The sequence below is a fragment of the Stenotrophomonas sp. 22LJNL06-5-1 genome (assembly GCF_056861455.1).
Genome location: NZ_JBSPUE010000007.1, coordinates 94,448 through 112,969, shown reverse-complemented (window position 1 = coordinate 112,969; position 18,522 = coordinate 94,448). Strand labels below are relative to the sequence as shown.

Sequence of the window (18,522 nt, the reverse complement as noted above, 5' to 3'; positions counted from 1 at the left end):
CGGCCAGTGCCGGGGCGGGCATCGCAGCGCCATGAAGCGGTGCGGGATCGGCATTCTATCCAGTTTCGCCGAACAAATCTCCCCCCACGGGCAAAGCCCTTCCAGAGGGGCAGGAGTATCCTATCGCCATGGCTGATACCCCCCTCACTTCGCCGCAGTCGCCGGCGACGCCGCGTTGGCGGCATTACTGGAGTCTGATGCGCGCTGATCGCCCGATCGGCACGTTGCTGCTGCTGTGGCCCACCTGGTGGGCGTTGTGGCTGGCCGCGGGCGGCCTGCCGCCGCTGTGGACGCTGTTCGTGTTCACCGCCGGCGTGTGGTTGACCCGCTCGGCCGGATGCGTCATCAACGACTACGCCGACCGCTGGCTCGACCCGCATGTGGAACGCACCAAGGCGCGTCCGCTGGCCACCGGCGCAATCAGCGGCCGTGCCGCGCTCGCCTTGTTCGCCGTACTGATGCTGGTGGCGTTCGGCCTGGTGCTGACCCTGAACGGGCTGACCATCGGCCTCAGCTTCATCGGCGTGTTCCTGGCTGCCAGCTACCCGTACCTGAAGCGCTACACCCATCTGCCGCAGGTGTATCTGGGCATGTCGTTCGGCTGGGGCATCCCGATGGCGTTCGCCGCCGTGCAGGGCGAGGTGCCGATGCTGGGCTGGCTGCTGTATGCCGGCAACATCCTGTGGTCCACCGCCTACGACACCTGGTACGCCATGGTCGACCGCGAGGACGACCTGAAGATGGGCTCGCACTCTACCGCGATCCTGTTCGGCGATCTCGACCTGGTCATCCAGGGCGTGCTGTACGCGCTGTTCCTGGCCACCATGGCGCTGGTCGGCGTACGCGGCGGGCTGAGCGGGTACTACCTGGCCGGCGTGGCCGTGGCCACTGCGCTGGTGGTCTACGAGTTCTGGATCTGCCGCAACCGCGAGCGCGGCCCGTGCTTCAAGGCGTTCCTGCACAACAACTGGGTGGGTGCCGCGCTGTTCGCCGGCATCGCTGTGGACCTGGCGCTGCGTTGATCCCAAGGTGAGGTAGAGCCGGCCGCTGGCCGGCTGCACCCGTGCGCGATCCCGAGGTTGCCGGCCAGCGGCCGGCACTACCGCCTTCCACCACCTGCGATGATGCTTGGATCTGGTAGAGCCGGCCGCTGGCCGGCTGCACCTGTGCGCGATCCCGAAGGTGCCGGCCAGCGGCCGGCACTACCGCCTTCCACCACCTGCAATGATGCATGGATCTGGTAGAGCCGGCCGCTGGCCGGCTGCACCTGTGCGCGATCCCGAGGTTGCCGGCCAGCGGCCGGCACTACCGCCTTCCACCACCTGCGATGATGCATGGATCTGGTAGAGCCGGCCGCTGGCCGGCTGCACCTGTGCGCGATCCCGAAGTTGCCGGCCAGCGGCCGGCACTACCGTCTTCCACCACCTGCGATGATGCTTGGATCTGGTAGAGCCGGCCGCTGGCCGGCTGCACCCGTGCGCGATTCCGAGATTGCCGGCCAGCGGCCGGCACTACCATCCCGCCACCTACGACCAATAGGTGGCTGACAGCCCGCAGCCCACCGCCCAGAATCGAGCCATCGAACCTGGGAGGGTAGGCGATGGCCTCGACGGCAGCAGTACAGGACGGCTGGATGGCGCGCGCAGCATTGCGCTCGGCCGCCTGGGCGGAAAAGTGGTTCCCCGATGCATACGTGTTCGCGGTACTGGGCGTGGTCATCGTCGCACTGGCCGCGATGGGCTTCGGCTCGACCCCGCAGGCCACCGCAAGCGCCTTCGGTGATGGCTTCTGGAGCCTGATTCCCTTCACCATGCAGATGGCTTTTGTGGTCATCGGTGGCTACGCCGTGGCAACCGCGCCGGTGGTCGCACGCTTCATCGACTTCCTCGCCCGGGTGCCGCGCACCGGCCGCGGTGCGGTGGTGTACGTGGGCCTGGTCAGCATGCTCGCCTCGCTGCTCAGCTGGGGCTTCTCGCTGGTGTTCGGCGGCCTGCTGGTGCGCGCGCTGGCGCGCCGCACTGAGCTGCGCATGGACTACCGCGCGGCCGGTGCTTCGGCGTATCTCGGTCTGGGTGCGGTGTGGGCGATGGGGCTGAGTTCCTCGGCCGCGCAGCTGCAGGCCAACCCGGCCAGCATGCCGCCAGGGCTGGTGGAGATCACCGGCGTTCTGCCGTTCACCGAAACCATCTTCCTGTGGCAGTCGATCGCGCTGACCTCGGTGCTGATCCTGGTTTCGCTGCTGATCGCCTGGTTGACCGCACCGGCTGCCGGCAGTGCGCGTACCGCTGAGGATTTCCCGGGTGCCGCGCAGGCCGAGCCGGAGCCGCTGCAGCGACGCACGCGCCCGGGCGAATGGCTGGAATACAGCCCGCTGCTGACCGTGCTGCTCTCGCTGCTGGCGTTCGGCTGGCTGTTCAACGAGTTCGCCAACAAGCCGGTGGTCACCGCCATCGCCAACCTCAACACCTACAACTTCATGTTCATTTCGCTGGGCCTGCTGCTGCATTGGCGCCCGCGCAGCTTCCTCAACGCGGTGGCCAAGGCGGTGCCCAGTACCACCGGCGTGCTGATCCAGTTCCCGCTGTACGGTGGCATCGCGATGATCCTCACCCACGCTGCCGGCGGCGATGGGCAGACCCTGGCGCACCGGCTGTCGAGCCTGTTCGTGCACGTGGCCAGCACCGATACCTTCGCGCTGGTGATGGGCGTCTACTCGGCGGTGCTGGGCTTCTTCGTGCCCTCCGGCGGCGGCAAGTGGATCATCGAAGCGCCGTATGTGATGCAGGCCGCCAACGAACTGAAGGCACACCTGGGCTGGGCGGTGCAGGTCTACAACGCGGCCGAAGCGCTGCCGAACCTGATCAACCCGTTCTGGATGCTGCCATTGCTGGGCGTGCTGGGGCTGAAGGCACGCGACATCGTGGGCTTCACCTTCATTCAGCTGCTGGTGCACATCCCGCTGGTGCTGGGCCTGCTGTGGCTGCTGGGCATGACCCTGGCGTATGTGCCGCCGGTGATGCCCTGAATGCAGGGTTGGCTTCCCTGCATGAGCCGGGAAGCCAGCCTCGTTCAGCGCGTGTTTCCGGCGACGAACGCCATGAATGCGTGCAGGCTGACGAAGGCATGAGCACATGCCGAACCCGCATGAATTCTTCAGCCGCTTGTGCCGCAAGGGCTTCTGCGCGTTCATTCACAGGCGTACACACAGATGTAGCCGCCCACCGACGCATGATTAACCATTCGCTGCAGACGATGGCCACGTCCACCGCATTCCGCGAGTGGCTTTGGAGATCGGACATGGCACAGCAGAACCAGAACCCGAACCAGAAGCAGCAGGGCCAGCAGAACCAGCAGGATCAGCAGCAGGGCCGTGGCCGCGACCAGCAGCAACAGCAGCAGGAACAGCAGAAGCGCAACCAGAATCAGCAGCAGGGCGGCCACGACGAAGAAGAATGACCGCGTTGCGCATGCAACGTGACCGGCAAGGCCCCGCCCCGTGCGGGGCTTTGCTTATTCCAGCACGCCGATACGCTGCAGCACCGGCGCTGCCGACATGTCGTTCGGATTGGTGCCGGGCTGATCCTGCGGCACGTCCATGCCCATGCTGCGGTACAGATCCACCCAGTGCTGGGTGATCTCGCCGGTCTGCGGGTTGCGGAAGTTCATCGGCTGCAATGCGAACACGTGGTGCGCACGGAAGGCGCGTTCGATGAAGTCCGAGCAGTAGTAGCTGTCCTCGCTCAACACATACGACGTGTTGTACGGCTTGCCCAGCATCGTGCGCGCGGTGGCGACCGCATCCTTGATGGCCGCCTGCTGCGGCGCGCGCAGGCGATAGACCACGATCTGCCGTTGCTTGGCGCGTGCCTCCTGGCGGAACTCGACCAGCGATTGCCGGCGCGATCCTTTCTCGTCCGCATGCAATACCTCCCAGCCCTTCGGCGTGGAAGCGACCAGCGTGACGTGATCGAAGCTGAGCGCGCCCTGCTTGCCGGTGGCATCGTCGATGGCCGCACTGAGGCCGCTGCGGCCGGCGGTGACGAACAGCAGATCGCCTTCGTGGACATCGACGGCCATCGCCACCGCTGGCCACAGGGCGGGCAGCAGCAGGCCGATCAGGAGCAGGAGGCGATGCATGAGGACTCTCGGACAGGCGGAATGCCGGAATTGTAGGGGGGCGCGGTAGCATGGAGCGACCGGACCGGATTCAGGATGAGCCCATGCGTCGATACCGTTCTGCCGCTCTGCTGACGCTTGCCTGCGGCGCGGTGCTGGCTGCCTGCGCGCCAGCGCCGCAGACACCGCAGACAGCTGCCGAGGCCGCGCCTGCTCCAGCCGCGCCAGCGACCACCGCCGAGCCCACACCTGCGGCTGCACCCAGTGAGTGCCCCTACCCGGACTTCGATACGTTCCTGAAGCATTTCGGCAACGAGATCGCGCTGCAGGAAAAGACCACTGCCGATCCGCTGCTGGACAGCTACATCGATGCCGAGGCCGAGCCGGAACCGCGCAAGGTGGAAAGCCGGTTGGCGCTGGCCGATGTCGAGTGGCCGGTGATGCCCGATCCTGCCGCATTAGCCGGGCAGGGCCGCGAAATGCAGGTCAGCCCCCTGGCCGATGGGCAGCGGCAGGTGCAGATCCGTACGCCGGACAGCAGCGACCAGCAGACCTATACCTTCGCGCAGGCGCCTTGCTGGACACTGGTCAAGCGTGAGGACGAGTCGATCTGACGCCTGTTCCGGCACAGGCGCGGCGGGCCAGTGGCTGCTAGGCTCGAGGCCTGGTCCAGGCAGGGAGACGCCGATGCAGGCTTTCAGGAAGCGCACCACCGCCGCCGCCGTCGCCGCCGTATTGGCGATAGCCCCCTTCAGCGGCGCCCAGGCACAGTCGGTGCATGCCGATGACCGCGCCTACTTCGCCAATGCCACTGCCGAACAGGCCGCGCGTGACGCGCTGGGCAAGCGCGTCGAGGCCCTGCAGCAGGCGTCCACCCTTGCACCGGCGGAACGCTTCCAGCAGGCCGAGGCACTGGAGGCGCAGTGCCTGCGTCATCTCGGCTACCTGCACCTGCAGTCCGCCCGCAATGCCCGCGATCATCGCCCGGCCCAGGCGATGGACCAGGCAATGGGGCTGTGCAGCCGCATCGCCCGCAGCGGTCGCGCTGCACTGCGCGAGGCGCCCGCAGATGCGGCGTGGGCAGCACCGTATGGCTTCCTGCGCGCACGCGCGCTGAAGGAGGCTGCCACCCCGGCCAACGCTGTGCTGGACGAGGCCGTGGAGGCATTGGCCGATCCGGCGCTGGACAGTTTCGCGCGCCTGCGCGGGCAGATCCTGCGCAGCGCCGAGTACCCGCAGATCGAGCACGGCGGTCGGCACTGGGACACGGGGCGCGACAAGCAGGCGCTGGCCCAGCAGCCCGACCGCGCGCTGCGCGAGGCCGGCTGGAAGGGCTACTGGCAGGGGCTGCACTCGCGTCGTGAGCCGATGGCTTCGGTGCTGCTGGGGCTGGTGCAGGTGAATGACGCCGCTGCACGCCTGCAGGGTGACGGCTCGGCGCCGGCATATGGCTATCAGCGCATGGGCCTGGATACTGCCGCAGTGGATGCAACGCTGGTGGCGATCGAACAGCACGCCGGGGACCGCCGCGCCTACCAGGACATGCTCCTGCACCACGCTGCGCGATCCGGCATCGATGCGCCGCAGATCTGGGATACCACGGTGCCCGATGCCGGCTACACGCCACCGGTGCTGACGCTGGCGCAGCTGCGCGACAACGCCGCCGATGCCATGCAGCATCTGGGGCCTGCGTACGTCGCCGAACTGCGCGCGCTGCTCGATCCGGCCAACCAGCGCATGGATCTGGCCACCGAACGTGGTGACCGCAGCCAGGACGCGTTCTCGGTGAGCGCGCCCGGTGTGCCGGCAATGCTGTTCGTTGGCGTGCGCCGTGGCGATCTGGAAAGCGATGTCGAAATCGCGCATGAAGCTGGCCATGCCGTGCATGGCGACTGGATGCAGCGCGGTCATGCGTCGCCGCTGCAGCGCAATGGCAGCCAGTGGCTGACCGAGGCGTTCGCGATCTACAACGAGCTGCGCTTCCGCGACCAGCTGTACCAGCAGGCACAGGACCCGCGTGCCAAGGCCTACTACCTGAAATCGCTGCTGGACGACATGGTGCTGCAGCTGTTCACCTCTTCCGAGGAAGCGCAGCTGGAGCAGTCGATCTACCAGGGCGTTGCCGCCGGCACGCTGGGCACCGCCGATGACCTGGACGCGCTGACCGGGCAGGTGCTGGCGCGCTTCGGCCAGCAACCGGAGCGCTACCCGCAGCTGCGCAACACCTGGATCGGCAAGCGCCTGATGTATGAAGACCCGAACTATCTGGTGAACTACCTGTATGCAGGGCTGCTGGCCGTGCAGCTGTATGTGCAGGACCAGCGCGACCCCGAAGGGTTCCGTGCGCGCTATCTTGCCGTGCTTGGCGAGGGCTTCGATCGCGCGCCGAACGAGCAGGTGGCGCAGCTGCTGGGGCACGCGCCTGACTGGGCGGCCCTGGTGGATGCCGATCTGCAGGTGTTCAACCAGACGGCGGCACAGCTGCAGGCGCTGCATGCGCGGGTCGAGGCAGGGCAGGGTACGTGAGCCTGCTGCGCGCAGGACAGCAGACCGCAGCCATGACGTGGCTGTTGCTGCTGCTGTGCCTGCTGCCGATGGCGGCGCTGGCGGCGATCCCGGTCCCGGCGCTGGACGATCCCGTGGTGGACACTGCCAACGCGCTGTCCGCTGAAACCCGCGCCACCCTGCGCAGGCAGGCGCTGCAGCTGCAGGTGCAGAAGGGCGCGCAGCTGCAGGTGCTGGTGGTACCCAGCGTGGGCAACGAGGGCATCGAGGCCTACGCACAGCGGGTGTTCGATCAGTGGCAGCTGGGTCGCGCCGGTGTCGACGATGGTGTGCTGTTGCTGGTGGCGGTGCAGGACCGCCGCGTACGCATCCAGACCGGCTATGGCCTGGAAGGTGCGCTACCGGACGCGTACGCCGCTCGCATCATCGATAACGCGATCGTGCCGCGCTTCCGTGAGGGTGATTTCGACCAGGGCGTGCTCGATGGCACGACGATCATGGTGGCGCTGATCGAAGGCGAGGACCTGCCTGCATGGGAAGAACCGTCGGCCAGCAATGTGCTGCCTGCGGACTGGCGCCGTGCAGACTCGGTGGTGGCGTTGACCCTGCTGGCCGGCTTCCTGGCCGGCCTGTGGCGCTCGCCGCCGCCTCTCCCGCCGGCGAAGACCGAGGACGACTTCAGCGGCAGCCGTCGGGAGCGGCGGCGCAAGGCACTGGCCGCCAATGCGTCGGCACCGAGGCCGAGCTGGCCGACCTTGCCGGCCTGGGGGCGTCCGATGCTGCTGACAGCGGTGGTTGCCGCAGGGGTGCTGTCCGTGGCGTCGCTATTGCCACGCCACCTGCTGGCGGGCCTGTGCTTTGTGATGGTGCTGGGCGTGCCGGTGGCGGCCCTGCTCGGCTGGTGCTGGCGTCGCAGCCGCGGGGTGCGCGTCGTCCTGTGCGGCATGCTGGTACTCAGCGCGGTCTTTCTGGTGCAGGCGTTGCTTCGTGGCCAGCTGCCACCGAGCCTGGCCCGGCATCTGCTGCTGCAGGCCGCCGCGGGCATTGTCACCCTGATGGTGTTCCTGCTGGTGCAGGCCTGTCGCACACGCTGGAAGAAGAACCGCAGCAGCTTCGTCGTGCGCATGACGGTGCTGGTGCTGTTGACCCTTGGCTATGCCGCGGGCGCGTTGCTGGCGATCCATCGTGCCGAAGGTGACGATCCACGGCTGCTGGCAATGATCGTGTCCGGTGTGTGTGGCGTGCTGCTGTACTTCGTATGGTTGTTCACCATGTTGCCGGGCGAGCGCGCGCGTGGCCGGGTTTCGTCACGCCGTGAGCGCAGCGCGTCCAGTTCGTCGTCCAGCAGTTCGTCGTCGAGCAGCTCCAGCAGCTGGTCCGGAGGCGGCGGCCGCAGCGGCGGAGGCGGTGCGTCGGGCAGCTGGTAGATCAGGTCGCCTGCACCCGCCAGCCGAGTGCAGTGTCCTCCACAACACCCGGGCCGGCCACGTCGCCGACCTGCAGCAACAGCCCCTGCGCATTGGGCAGGTCCTTCTGCTCGGGGAACCAGCGCCGATCCGCGGCGACCACGATCAGCAGGCCCTCGTCGTCGCCCATCGGCGCGAACTGCGGCGAAGGCGGGCTGATCGGTTGCAGGCCGAAGCGCAGGCTGGACTGTTCGCGCACAGCATCGACATCGTGGCTGGGCAGGCCGACCTCGCTCAGGCAGGTCAGTTCACCGCCGTGGAAGGCGCCCTGATGCGTACTGGCCGGCAAGCGGCGGCGGCCGATCAGTTCAAGGATCAAACCATCGGGGCCGGTGAAGTAGACCGACTGCGACTGCCAGCTGCTTTCCAGAGCGAAATAATCCAACCCTGCCGGATTGCGCTGCAGTGGCGTGCGTTCGCGCAACCAGGTCATTGCCTCGCCAAAGCGGTTGTCCGGTACGTTGAAGGCCAGGTGCACGCCTCCGACCGGACGTCCTTCAGTGGGCTGCAGTTCGATCGTGCTCCAGCCGATGTGCACATGAGTGCCGACCACGCGCTGCTGCAGCACATCGCGGAAGTAGCTGGCCACGGTACCGACATCGGATACCGGCAGCGTGAGGTACAACAGGCGCATGATCGATCCTCCGTGGAGCGCATGCACCGAGTGTAGACCTGGCGGGATTGCGTGGGTGTCACCGCGGGCGCAACGATTCGTTACGGTGGGTGCCGCGCTCGAAGATCACCCACCGGCAGCCAGATTTCCACGCCACCGTTGCCGGTGTGCTCATCGAAGCGGGAGTCGTAGCGCTCCAGATCCGGTGCGTCGGCCAGGCTGAGGCCGGAGCCGGGCAGGTAGTGATCCAGCAGCCAGAACCAGGCGGCGTTTAGCAGTTCTTGCGCTGCCGGGGCTTTGCGTCTGTCCGCGTACCGGCAACAATGCGCGCTTCATGGGCGCTATCGGGGCAGGGAGATGCGATCGACGACGTGGGATGCCAGGCCAGTGGAGCCGGTCCGATGATGGACATGGTGGTTACCCAGTGGCTGTTGCCCTGGTTGTTGACCCTGGCATTGCTGCTGCTGATGTGGCGCTGCGCGCCGTACTGGAAGGGCAATGCCTGGGTGTACCGCGCCGGTTTCGCGCTCCTGGCCGGGCTGCTGACACCGACGTTGCTGCTGGCCGGTCACGGCGTTCTGCCGGTTCCGACCATTGGGGGACTGGTGACGGTGTTGCAGCGGTTGGAGTGGATCGGCGATCTGGACTTCAACATCCTGGCGGTCGGCACCGACAACATCTGGTTCCTGTTCACGCCGTTCCAGATGGTGTCCATTGGCATGCTGTTCTTTCCACTGCGGACGGCCCGGCCGGCCCGTCTTGGCTTCGGCGGTAAGACCACGGACTAGCCCCGTACCGCGAGGCGCCAATGCTCATCCACGCATGGCGTGGATCTACCAAGCCGACGTGGGCCGGCACAGGGAGGGGCTGCCAGTAGATCCACGCCATGCGTGGATGCCTTTTGCACTGATGCGCGACCCCGCATCAAGCTGTCGCACTGACGTCATGGCTTCTTCACAGATCGCGCCGAAACTGCGCGCCTTGTCCAGGCCTGCAATATCCCTGCAGGTGCTGGCCCTGTCGCGTCCCCCCGGAGCCCTGCCGTGCATCGTTCAAAGCTTTCGCGTTCCATCCTCCTTGCCCTTTCCATGGCCAGCGCAGGAGGCGCGATTGCAGCGGAGTCCGATGCGGTCGATGCCATGGCGGGCAGCCGTGCGGCACCCACCCAGCTCGACGCGATGCTGGTCACCGGCACCCGCGCCTCCAACCGCACCCAGTTCGAAACGCTGGCGCCGGTGGACGTGTTCACCAAGGAAGACATCAAGTCCGTCGAATCCACCGACCTGAAGGACGTGCTGGCGCAGCTGGTGCCGTCGTTCGTGGTGCAGCGCCTGCCGATGGCCGATGGCCAGGTGTTCGTGCGCCCGGCCACGCTGCGTGGCCTGTCACCGGACCAGACACTGGTGCTGGTCAACGGTCGCCGCTTCCACCGCAGCGCGCTGCTCGGCAACCGTGGTGCGCAGGCAGCCGACCTGGCACAGATCCCGACCAGTGCGATCAAGCGCATCGAAGTGCTGCGCGACGGCGCATCGGCACAGTACGGCTCGGATGCCATCGCCGGCGTCATCAACATCATTCTGGAGGATGGCACCGGTACCGAGATCACTGCCGGCTATTCGCAGTATGCGCAGGGCGATGGCGCGTCGCGCGATTTCAGTGCACGCACCGGTTGGTCGCTGGGTGACTATGGCAGCCTGGTGCTGTTCGCCGAATCGTCCAACTCCGACGCCACCTCGCGCACCCGTCAGCGCCCCGATGCGATCGCCTTCCAGGCCGCGCATCCGGAGTTGGACGTGCCCAACCCGGTGCAGCGCTGGGGCCAGCCGGAACTGGAAAGCCGCCGCGTCGGCTTCAATGTGAAGGCCAACACCAGCGACACGCTGGAGCTGTATGCGTTCGGCCTGTACAGCCACAGCGATGGCGTCAGCGATTTCAACTGGCGCAATCCGGATACCACCACCGGTGCCTACCGCACCACTGCGATCTTCCCCGGCTGGAACCTGCGTTCGATCTATCCGGTGGGCTTTAGCCCACAGTACGGCAACGTCCAGAACGACCTGCAGCTGGTCGGTGGCCTGCGTGGCGAGATCACGCCTAAGCTGCGCTGGGATGTCAGCGCCTCGTATGGCCGCAACGCGATCGACTACAGCCTGAAGAACTCGATCAACGCCTCGCTCGGCCCGGCCAGCCCGACCGGCTTCGATCTTGGCCGCCTGACCCAGACCGAGAAGAACGCCAACGCCGACTTCAACTACGAGTGGGAGGTGGGCGCGCTGTCCAAGCCGATCAACGTCGCCTTCGGTGGCGAGTTCCGCCAGGAGACCTACCAGGTGCGCGCCGGTGACCCGGCCTCGTACGCAGTGGGTCCGGGCGCGGCCGCGGGCCTGGAAGCCAACTCCAACGGTGCGCCGGGCTTCTCGGCCAGCCAGGCCGGGCAGTGGAGCCAGCGCAGCAAGGCCGCCTACGTGGACATGGAAGTACCGCTGGGCGAGCGCTGGAGCATCGGTGCAGCCAGCCGCTACGAGGACTTCTCCAGCTTCGGCAGCACGCTGGACGGCAAGCTCTCGGCGCGTTTCGCGATCACCCCGGACGTGGCCCTGCGCGGTACTGTGTCCACCGGCTTCCGTGCGCCGACACCCGCGCAGCTCAACACCACCAGCACCACCCAGGGCCTGGACACGCGCACGCTGCAGATCTTCACCAGTGGCCGCTTGTCGCCGAACGATCCGCTGGCGCAGCTGCTCGGCGCCAGGCCGCTGAAGCCGGAGGAATCGCGTACCGCGTCGCTGGGCCTGACCTGGCGCACCGACCTGGGGCTGTCCGGCTCGGTGGATGTCTACCAGATCAAGCTCACCGACCGCTTCAGCCAGTCGGCCAGCTTTGCCATTCCGGCTGGTACTCCCAATCCGCTGGGCTATACCTCGGTGAACTACTTCACCAACGACTTCGATACCACCACCACCGGCGTGGACGTGGTCGGCAATTACCTGCGCGATCTTGGCGCAGGCCGCATGACGTTGACCCTGGCCTACAACTACAACCGCACCCGCGTGGACAACGGCAGCACCTCGGTGGCCACCAACGAAACCCAGCGCGTGCTGTTTGAAGACCGCCTGCCCGAGCACAAGGGCAGCCTCACCGGCAGCTGGGACATCGGCGCCTGGTCGCTGATGGCGCGCGTGCGCTACTACGGCGCCTGGACCGACTCCAGCGGCAACGCGGTGGGCGACATCTACCAGCGCTTTGACGAAATGAGCTTCCTGGACCTGGCCGTGGGCTATCGCATCAACGAACACCACAGCCTGCGTGTCGGCGCCGACAACGTACTCGACCGCTATCCGGATGAGGCCGTGTTCCAGGCCAGCCGCGGCCTGATCTACTCGCGTAATGCACCGTATGACACCGACGGTGCCAACCTGTACGCGCAGTATCGGCTGACCTTCTGATGGACAGCCGCCGCCGTAACCTGCTGCGCGCCGGCACCCTGCTGCCGGCCGCCGCAGCGCTGTCTTCACTGCCTGCCATGGCCGCTGCACGCTACCCTGCGGCCATGGAAATTCCTGCAACGACCGTGGCGCCGGACGTGCTGGCCCGCGATGAAGGCTACTGGGCCGCCGTGGCCAGCCACTTCGACACCACCGATGAAGTGAACCATCTGGAGAACGGCTATTGGGGTGCGATGGGCCGCGAGACGCTGGTCAGCTACCAGCGCCAAACGGCCGAGGTGAACCGTGGCAACGCCTGGTACGGTCGCCGTGAATTCCCGGCGCAGTACATGGCGGTGCAGCGGCAGGTGGCCGACATGCTGGGCGTGGGCGCCGACGAGATCGCGCTGACCCGTGGCGCGACCGAGGCGATGCTGGCGCTGATTGGCGGCTACAACCGCCTGCAACCCGGCGATCAGGTGCTGTATGCCGACATCGACTACGACAGCATGATCGGCGCGATGCGCTGGCTGCAGCAACGTCGCGGCGTACAGGTCGAGCGTATCGCGCTGCCGACGGTGCCGGACCACGCGCAGATCCTGCAGGCCTACGATGCCGCCTTCGCGCGGCTGCCGAAGCTGAAGCTGGTGCTGCTGACCCAGGTCAGCCACCGTCACGGTCTGGTGCTGCCGGTGGCCGAGATTGCCGAGCGTGCGCGTGCACGCGGTATCGATGTGATCGTCGATGCCGCCCATGGTTTCGGCCAGATCGCCTACGCCGTGCCGGACCTGAAGGCCGATTTCGTGGGCATCAACCTGCACAAGTGGATCGGCGCGCCGGTGGGCGTGGGCGCGATGTACGTGCGCAAGGGCCGTGTGGCCGACCTCGACCCGTACATGGGCGAGACCGACGACGGCCGCGTGGGCAGCCGCGTGCACACCGGCACGGTCAACTTTGCCGCCTACCTTGCGCTGCCGGAAGCAATCGCCCTGCACCAGCGCATAGGTGCCGCCAACAAGCAGGCGCGCCTGCGCTACCTGCGTGAGCGCTGGACGCTGCCGGCACGGCAGATGGCGCACATCGAAGTGCTGTCTTCGCCCGAACCGGCGCTGGCCAGCGCATTGGCCAGCTTCCGCCTGCGCGGACGCACCAGCGTGGCAGACAACATGGCGCTGCAGAAGCGCCTGCTGGATGAGCATCGCGTGTTCACCACGCATCGCGACGGATTGGACTCCGGCGCCTGCGTGCGGGTGACGCCGTCGGTGTTCACCCGTCCCGAGCAGGTGGATGCGCTGGTGAAGGCTCTGGTGGCATTGGGGTAGTGCCGGCCGCTGGCCGGCAACCTCCTGATCCGTGCATGCCGTTGCCGGCCAGCGGCCGGCACTACCGATCGGGTGGGTGCCGACCGTTGGTCGGCACATCCCATTCCACGCCTACCGCTCGATCGACGGCAACGCATCGGACAACAACAACCGGTCAATCCGACGCAATGCACTCTCCAGCTGCCGTCGGTCCGCCGCCAACCCCAGCGACAACCGCACGCCGCTCTGGTGCGAGACCCCCGGCGGACAGAACGCCGATGACGGCGCAATCGCCAGGCCCTGCAGCTGTGCGGTACGCACCAGCGTGGCGTCGGTCCACGGCGCCGGTATACGGCACCAGGCATGCAGCCCTTCCGCGCGCTGCAGCAGCGACGGTGCCAGCAGGTAGCGCGCCATGCGCATGCGTTCGCGTGCCTCGGTGCGTACCTGGGCCAGCAGTGACTGCGCCGAACCATCCAGCAACAGCTGGCTGGCCAACGCCGAGACCAGCGGATGACCCATCAGCCGCGTCGCCCGCAACGCCGCCGTCATCGCCTCGGCGTGCGCCGCGCTCGGGCAGCGCACGAATGCGGTGCGCAGGCCGGGGCTGATCACCTTCGACAGCGTCGCTACATAGAACACATGGCGTGGTGCCAGTGTTGCCAGAGGTGTTGGTGCATCCTCGGCGAGGTGCCAGTAAGGATCGTCTTCGATCGCCAGCAGGCCTTCGCCTTCCAGTACACGTGCCAGCGCCTCGCGCCGCTGCAGCGGCAGGGTCAGCGCGGTCGGGTTCTGGCAGGTGGGGTTGAGATAGACCAGCCGTGCACCGCTACTACGTACCTGTCGCAGCAGCGCTTCAGGGCACATGCCGTGTTCGTCGCTGTCCACCGGCAGCAGCCGCCGGCCCAGTGCGGTGGCGGCCTGCAGCAGGCCCGGATAGACCAGCGCATCGCAGAGGATCGCATCATCATCGCGGCCCTGGCTGACCAGGATCGCGGCCAGCGCCACCTGGGCGCCTTCGGTCAGCAACAGACAGGCGTCGTCCACCTTTCCCAGCATCGGTTGCAGCCAGCGCGCCGCTGCGTGGCGGTCGGTCGGGTTGCCGCCGCCCAGGTGATAGGTCATCAGGTTGGGCGCGTTGCTGCGTGCAAGCACGGCGGCTGCACCGCGGCGCAGGGTCTCGGCCAGCGCATCGGCGTCGGGCACCGGTGGCACGTTCATGCTCAGGTCCACCACCTGGTCGAAGCCGGCCTTGGGCGGTGCGATGAAACTGCCTTGTGGCCCGCGTGCTTCGATCAGGCCGCGCTTGCGTGCTTCATCGAAGGCGCGGGTGACCGTGGTCAGGTCGATGCCGAGCTGCTGCGCCAACGCGCGCTGCGAGGGCAGGCGCTGTCCGGGTGCGAGGCCGCCACGGCGCACCGTGCGTTCCAGCGAGTTGACGATGCGCAGGTAGATTGGCCCGTTGTGCGCGAGCACGTCCTGCACCCATTCGCGTGCTGCGACATCCGGTCGCGGCATGTACGGAGCATGTCGGGGCGTATCGTTGCTTCCAACGGCGGGAGCCTGTCCATAACCATCGGTCGGTTCGGACAGGTGACCGCCGTTGTTGTTTGCGGCGGCCACACCGGCCAGCGTCAGTGATGTCATCGCACGTCCTCAGCGCTTGGCCTGCCAGGGGCAGTAGCAGCCCACGGCAAGCAGTCCCTTTGGGCGCACGGTCTCGCCGCGCACCAGTCTGTCCAGCAGCGGTTCGACAAAGCTGTTGGCCGAGTTGCAGACCATGCCGATGCTGTACGGCCCCGCGTAGGCGAGATGGCCCTGGCGATCCCAGATGGCTACGGCGGGGCTGGCCGGGATGTGTTCGATACCGTCGATGGTCGGCAGGTTGATCACCTTGTTGCGCAGCGGCTCGGGCAGCTCGCCCTGCGTACCCGGGCGGCGGATCGCATAGAAGTCGATGCCGGCGCGGCGGTACATGCTGATCAGGTAGCTCAGGTGCGCACCGGTCTCGCGGTTGCACACGCCGCAGGCCGGGTCCCAGAAATGCACCACGCGGATGCGGCCGGTATCACCGGCCAGATCGGCCGGCAGGCGCAGTTGCGAGTCGTCGAAGACGATGGCCTGTTCGGTGAAGGTGGACTGCGCGCTGTAGCCGAAGTACTGCCACAGCGCAGCCGCCACGCCGGCCATGAACAGGCAGGCGAGGGCGATCATCGTCGGCAGCAGCCAGCGGCGACGCGGCGCGGCTGCGCCCATCAGGACGCTTCCCCGCCGAACTTGTGCACGTACTGCTTGCGCATCTCGCGGCAGGAATCGGCCTGCGCGCGACGCTGGATCTCGCTACGCGAGGGATCCTCGCTGCGCTGCACGCACTGTTCGATGGCGTGGCGTTCGGCGGCCTGTACATCCACGGTCTGCGGCTGCAGGCAGACCCAGGCCAGCGCGGCCAGCATCAGCACTACAAAGCCACCGCACCCGGCCATCACCAGATGGAACTTCAGTTTCTCGGCGCGCATCGATGCACGTCCCTTCATCCATACATTGCATACAAAATATCATCTTGTATGGATGAAGCGCCATGCACCCGGTTCAGACGATGGCGTTGTGCCGGGCCTCGGGGGCTTCAGACAGAATCTCGTTCAGCTTGGCCAGCGCCCCGGCCAGCGCGCCCTGGTCGACCGCGCCGCCCAGCGACAGGCGGATCGCGTTGCCCGGCGGCGGCTCTTCCACGCTGAAGGCATCGGAGCTGGCGATGCCCAGGCCCTGTTCCTGTGCGGCCTGGATCAACCGGTACTGGTCCAGCCGTGGCGGCAGCGGCAGCCACACATGCAGGCCAGCCGGATGCGCCTGGGCGCGGGACGGCAGGTACTGCGCGGCAATCGCCTGGCGCTCGCGCAGTTCCTGCTGGAAGCGCTGCACCATGTCCTGGGCCTGGCCGCTGCGGATCCACTGCGAGGCCACCGCCACCATCGACTGGGTCGGCATCAGCGCGATTGCGCGCAGCGCATCCAGCACCGGTTCCATCGGCTCGCCGGCCGGCACCACCAGGTAGGCGGTGCGCAGGCCCGGCGCCAGGCACTTGGACAGGGTGGAGATGTAGTAGACCGGGCAGCCGGCGTCGCGGTGGGCGGCCAGCGGTGGCGCGGCGTCACCGGCCAGCAACCAGTAGGGATCGTCTTCGATCACGGTCAGATCGTGGCGCTTGGCCACCGCCAGCAGGGCCTGCCGGCGCTGTGCCGACATCGTCGCCGTGGTCGGATTCTGGATGGTCGGCACCAGGTACAGCAGGCGCGGACGGCGTAGCTGGCAGGCCTCCTCCAGCGCATCGGGGAGCATGCCTTCGGCGTCCATCGCCACCGGCACCACGCCCCGCTGCAGCACGCGCGCGGCGGCCAGCAGGCCCGGGTAGGTCAGCTGCTCGGCGGCGATCAGCTCGCCCGGCTGGGTGCGCGCCAGGATCAGCGCGCACAGCGCGGTCTGCGCGCCGGGGCAGATCACCACCTGGTCGGCACCGACCGTGCCCAGCATCGGCGCCAGCCACTGCACGGCGGCGGCGCGGTCCTCACGGGTGCCGGCGCCGACGTGGTAGCTCATCAGTTCGCCCTGGCCCAGCTGCTGGCCCACGTGCTGGAAACCGGCCTCCATGCCCTGTGCGAACGGCGCGCTGCCCAGCAGCGGCGGGATGTTCATGCTCAGGTCCACCGAGGTGCTGCGGTTGCCGGCCGACAGCGCGATGAAGGTGCCACCGGCGCCCTGCGCATCGAGCAGGCCGGCCTGGCGCAGCTCGGCGAAGGCACGGGTGACCGTGGTCAGGTCCACGCCCACCTGCTGGGCCAGGTCGCGCTGCGGCGGCAGCCGGTCGCCCGGGCGCAGCACGCCGTCATCCACCGCCTCGCGCACCTGCTGGGCAATCTGCAGGTACAGCGGGCCGGCGCCCTCGCGGAAGGGGCGAACCCAGGTGCGATTGGGGTGTTTCAGGCGGCGGCCGGCGGCAGGTGGCGTCATCGGTCAGTTTTTTCCATACGTGCAGATGCACAAGTCCATACAATGCTGTATCTTGTATGGGCTTGATTGGAGTGGTTCGCCTGTTTGTAGGCGACCTCGTACCCACAGTGTAGCCGCTCCACGCCCGGGCGCTGCGCGCAGGCGAGCCGGTCAAGCGTGCTTCTTCAACAGGGTTGACCTCCAATGAATATCTGCTGGAACCGCATCCGCCTGGCGCTGGTCGCCCTGGCCTGCGTCGGCCTGTCGGGCTGTGACTGGGTGCTGCTGGATTCGAAGGGCATGGTCGGGCTCGCCCAGCGCGACCTGATCCTGATCTGCATCGGCCTGATGCTGATCGTGGTGATACCGGCCATCGTGCTGACCTTCGTGTTCGCGTGGCGCTACCGCGCCGGCAACACCAACGCGAAATACATGCCTGACTGGTCGCACTCCACCAAGGTGGAGATCGTGGTCTGGGGCGTGCCGCTGATCATCATCGCGGTGCTGGCGGTGATCGTGTGGAAGTCGACCCACGAGCTGGATCCGTACAAGCCGCTGGACGTGGTCGGTGAACCGCTGCACGTGGACGTGATCGCCACCGACTGGAAATGGGTGTTCGTGTACCCGGACCTGGGCATCGCCACGGTCAACCAGCTCAACTTCCCGGCCAACCGCCCGCTGGCGTTCAACATCACCTCCAACTCGACGATGAATACCTTCTTCATCCCGCAGCTGGGTGGGCAGATCTACGCGATGGCCGGCATGCGCACGCAGCTGCACCTGATCGCCAACGAGCCCGGCCAGTTCCGTGGCATGTCCGGCAACTACAGCGGGCATGGCTTCTCGAACATGAAGTTCATCGCCACTGCCAGCAGCAACGAAGACTTCGATCGCTGGGTGGCCGAGGTACGCAGCGCACCACAGGCGCTGGACTTCAACCAGTTCAAGGCGCTGGCCGCACCGTCGAAGAACGCACCGGTGCAGCACTTCTCCAGTGTTGAACCGCTGCTGTTCAAGAAGGTCATCGACCAGTTCATCGGCGTCGGTGAGAACACCGCTGCTGCGACCCCGGCGGGCGCTGCCGGCGGTGCCCAGGTTTCCCAGGAGTAACG

16 protein-coding genes and 1 pseudogene are annotated in these 18,522 nt (G+C 67.2%); 10 read left to right on the top strand and 7 right to left on the bottom strand.

Annotation, left to right across the window (positions count from 1 at the left end):
• Positions 1–128: 128 nt before the first annotated feature.
• The 3 genes from ubiA (at position 129) to AC13GF_RS15580 (ending at position 3,456) form a co-directional block, all read left to right on the top strand.
• The gene (gene ubiA / locus AC13GF_RS15590; RefSeq protein WP_483005211.1) at positions 129–1,022 is read left to right on the top strand and encodes a 4-hydroxybenzoate octaprenyltransferase; all 894 of its coding nucleotides are present in this window, start codon (positions 129–131) and stop codon (positions 1,020–1,022) included.
• A 578-nt stretch (positions 1,023–1,600) separates the two neighbouring features.
• Positions 1,601–3,025 carry a short-chain fatty acid transporter gene (locus tag AC13GF_RS15585; RefSeq protein ID WP_176510700.1) on the top strand — a complete coding sequence of 475 codons (1,425 nt, stop codon included), beginning with the start codon at positions 1,601–1,603 and terminating at the stop codon, positions 3,023–3,025.
• Between the two features lie 272 nt (positions 3,026–3,297).
• Entirely contained in the window at positions 3,298–3,456 is a 159-nt protein-coding gene (locus AC13GF_RS15580) for a hypothetical protein (protein WP_162838410.1), read from the top strand.
• Between the two features lie 54 nt (positions 3,457–3,510).
• On the opposite strand, the gene AC13GF_RS15575 is transcribed toward AC13GF_RS15580, so the two are convergent.
• Entirely contained in the window at positions 3,511–4,137 is a 627-nt protein-coding gene (locus tag AC13GF_RS15575; protein ID WP_483005210.1) for a YiiX/YebB-like N1pC/P60 family cysteine hydrolase, read from the bottom strand.
• Positions 4,138–4,220: 83 nt separating this feature from the next.
• On the opposite strand from AC13GF_RS15575, the gene AC13GF_RS15570 reads away from it, so the two are divergent.
• The 3 genes from AC13GF_RS15570 (at position 4,221) to AC13GF_RS15560 (ending at position 8,048) form a co-directional block, all read left to right on the top strand.
• Positions 4,221–4,730, top strand: a complete 510-nt coding sequence (locus AC13GF_RS15570; RefSeq protein ID WP_483005209.1) for a hypothetical protein — start codon at positions 4,221–4,223, stop codon at positions 4,728–4,730.
• A gap of 73 nt (positions 4,731–4,803) precedes the next feature.
• Positions 4,804–6,642, top strand: coding sequence for a M3 family metallopeptidase (locus AC13GF_RS15565; protein WP_483005208.1), 1,839 nt, complete (start codon positions 4,804–4,806; stop codon positions 6,640–6,642).
• Positions 6,643–6,674: 32 nt separating this feature from the next.
• The gene (locus AC13GF_RS15560) at positions 6,675–8,048 is read left to right on the top strand and encodes a TPM domain-containing protein (RefSeq protein WP_483005207.1); all 1,374 of its coding nucleotides are present in this window, start codon (positions 6,675–6,677) and stop codon (positions 8,046–8,048) included.
• A 1-nt stretch (position 8,049) separates the two neighbouring features.
• On the opposite strand, the gene AC13GF_RS15555 is transcribed toward AC13GF_RS15560, so the two are convergent.
• Positions 8,050–8,721, bottom strand: coding sequence for a VOC family protein (locus AC13GF_RS15555; protein WP_483005206.1), 672 nt, complete (start codon positions 8,719–8,721; stop codon positions 8,050–8,052).
• A gap of 80 nt (positions 8,722–8,801) precedes the next feature.
• Positions 8,802–8,975 (bottom strand): annotated as a pseudogene (locus AC13GF_RS15550) (GyrI-like domain-containing protein); the annotation flags it as partial.
• 129 nt (positions 8,976–9,104) lie between these two features.
• Between AC13GF_RS15550 and AC13GF_RS15545 the strand changes: the two are divergent.
• From AC13GF_RS15545 to AC13GF_RS15535, 3 genes are all read left to right on the top strand, one after another.
• Positions 9,105–9,488, top strand: coding sequence for a hypothetical protein (locus AC13GF_RS15545; protein ID WP_483005205.1), 384 nt, complete (start codon positions 9,105–9,107; stop codon positions 9,486–9,488).
• 255 nt (positions 9,489–9,743) lie between these two features.
• Positions 9,744–12,146, top strand: coding sequence for a TonB-dependent receptor plug domain-containing protein (locus AC13GF_RS15540; RefSeq protein WP_483005204.1), 2,403 nt, complete (start codon positions 9,744–9,746; stop codon positions 12,144–12,146).
• Positions 12,146–13,447, top strand: coding sequence for an aminotransferase class V-fold PLP-dependent enzyme (locus AC13GF_RS15535; protein WP_483005203.1), 1,302 nt, complete (start codon positions 12,146–12,148; stop codon positions 13,445–13,447). The genes AC13GF_RS15540 and AC13GF_RS15535 overlap by 1 nt, the downstream gene beginning before the upstream one ends.
• A gap of 111 nt (positions 13,448–13,558) precedes the next feature.
• On the opposite strand, the gene AC13GF_RS15530 is transcribed toward AC13GF_RS15535, so the two are convergent.
• The 4 genes from AC13GF_RS15530 to AC13GF_RS15515 are packed head-to-tail and all read right to left on the bottom strand — an operon-like array spanning position 13,559 to position 17,431.
• A complete protein-coding gene (locus AC13GF_RS15530; RefSeq protein ID WP_483005202.1) occupies positions 13,559–15,073 on the bottom strand; it encodes an aminotransferase-like domain-containing protein in 1,515 nt (504 codons plus the stop codon).
• 9 nt (positions 15,074–15,082) lie between these two features.
• The gene (locus AC13GF_RS15525) at positions 15,083–15,682 is read right to left on the bottom strand and encodes a DUF6436 domain-containing protein (protein WP_012481503.1); all 600 of its coding nucleotides are present in this window, start codon (positions 15,680–15,682) and stop codon (positions 15,083–15,085) included.
• Entirely contained in the window at positions 15,682–15,960 is a 279-nt protein-coding gene (locus AC13GF_RS15520) for a hypothetical protein (RefSeq protein ID WP_012481502.1), read from the bottom strand. Before AC13GF_RS15520 ends, AC13GF_RS15525 begins: the two co-directional genes overlap by 1 nt.
• Before the next feature lie 55 nt (positions 15,961–16,015).
• Positions 16,016–17,431, bottom strand: a complete 1,416-nt coding sequence (locus tag AC13GF_RS15515; protein WP_076739470.1) for an aminotransferase-like domain-containing protein — start codon at positions 17,429–17,431, stop codon at positions 16,016–16,018.
• Positions 17,432–17,614: 183 nt separating this feature from the next.
• On the opposite strand from AC13GF_RS15515, the gene cyoA reads away from it, so the two are divergent.
• The gene (gene cyoA, locus AC13GF_RS15510) at positions 17,615–18,520 is read left to right on the top strand and encodes a ubiquinol oxidase subunit II (RefSeq protein ID WP_483005201.1); all 906 of its coding nucleotides are present in this window, start codon (positions 17,615–17,617) and stop codon (positions 18,518–18,520) included.
• The last annotated feature ends 2 nt before the right edge of the window (positions 18,521–18,522 follow it).

Bases quoted from the DNA above. Each gene is read 5' to 3' on its own strand.
- ubiA (WP_483005211.1), top strand. From the start codon at position 129: ATGGCTGATACCCCCCTCACTTCGCCGCAGTCGCCGGCGACGCCGCGT.
- AC13GF_RS15585 (WP_176510700.1), top strand. From the start codon at position 1,601: ATGGCCTCGACGGCAGCAGTACAGGACGGCTGGATGGCGCGCGCAGCA.
- AC13GF_RS15580 (WP_162838410.1), top strand. From the start codon at position 3,298: ATGGCACAGCAGAACCAGAACCCGAACCAGAAGCAGCAGGGCCAGCAG.
- AC13GF_RS15575 (WP_483005210.1), bottom strand. From the start codon at position 4,137: ATGCATCGCCTCCTGCTCCTGATCGGCCTGCTGCTGCCCGCCCTGTGG.
- AC13GF_RS15570 (WP_483005209.1), top strand. From the start codon at position 4,221: ATGCGTCGATACCGTTCTGCCGCTCTGCTGACGCTTGCCTGCGGCGCG.
- AC13GF_RS15565 (WP_483005208.1), top strand. From the start codon at position 4,804: ATGCAGGCTTTCAGGAAGCGCACCACCGCCGCCGCCGTCGCCGCCGTA.
- AC13GF_RS15560 (WP_483005207.1), top strand. From the start codon at position 6,675: ATGACGTGGCTGTTGCTGCTGCTGTGCCTGCTGCCGATGGCGGCGCTG.
- AC13GF_RS15555 (WP_483005206.1), bottom strand. From the start codon at position 8,721: ATGCGCCTGTTGTACCTCACGCTGCCGGTATCCGATGTCGGTACCGTG.
- AC13GF_RS15545 (WP_483005205.1), top strand. From the start codon at position 9,105: ATGGACATGGTGGTTACCCAGTGGCTGTTGCCCTGGTTGTTGACCCTG.
- AC13GF_RS15535 (WP_483005203.1), top strand. From the start codon at position 12,146: ATGGACAGCCGCCGCCGTAACCTGCTGCGCGCCGGCACCCTGCTGCCG.
- AC13GF_RS15530 (WP_483005202.1), bottom strand. From the start codon at position 15,073: ATGACATCACTGACGCTGGCCGGTGTGGCCGCCGCAAACAACAACGGC.
- AC13GF_RS15525 (WP_012481503.1), bottom strand. From the start codon at position 15,682: ATGGGCGCAGCCGCGCCGCGTCGCCGCTGGCTGCTGCCGACGATGATC.
- AC13GF_RS15520 (WP_012481502.1), bottom strand. From the start codon at position 15,960: ATGAAGGGACGTGCATCGATGCGCGCCGAGAAACTGAAGTTCCATCTG.
- AC13GF_RS15515 (WP_076739470.1), bottom strand. From the start codon at position 17,431: ATGACGCCACCTGCCGCCGGCCGCCGCCTGAAACACCCCAATCGCACC.
- cyoA (WP_483005201.1), top strand. From the start codon at position 17,615: ATGAATATCTGCTGGAACCGCATCCGCCTGGCGCTGGTCGCCCTGGCC.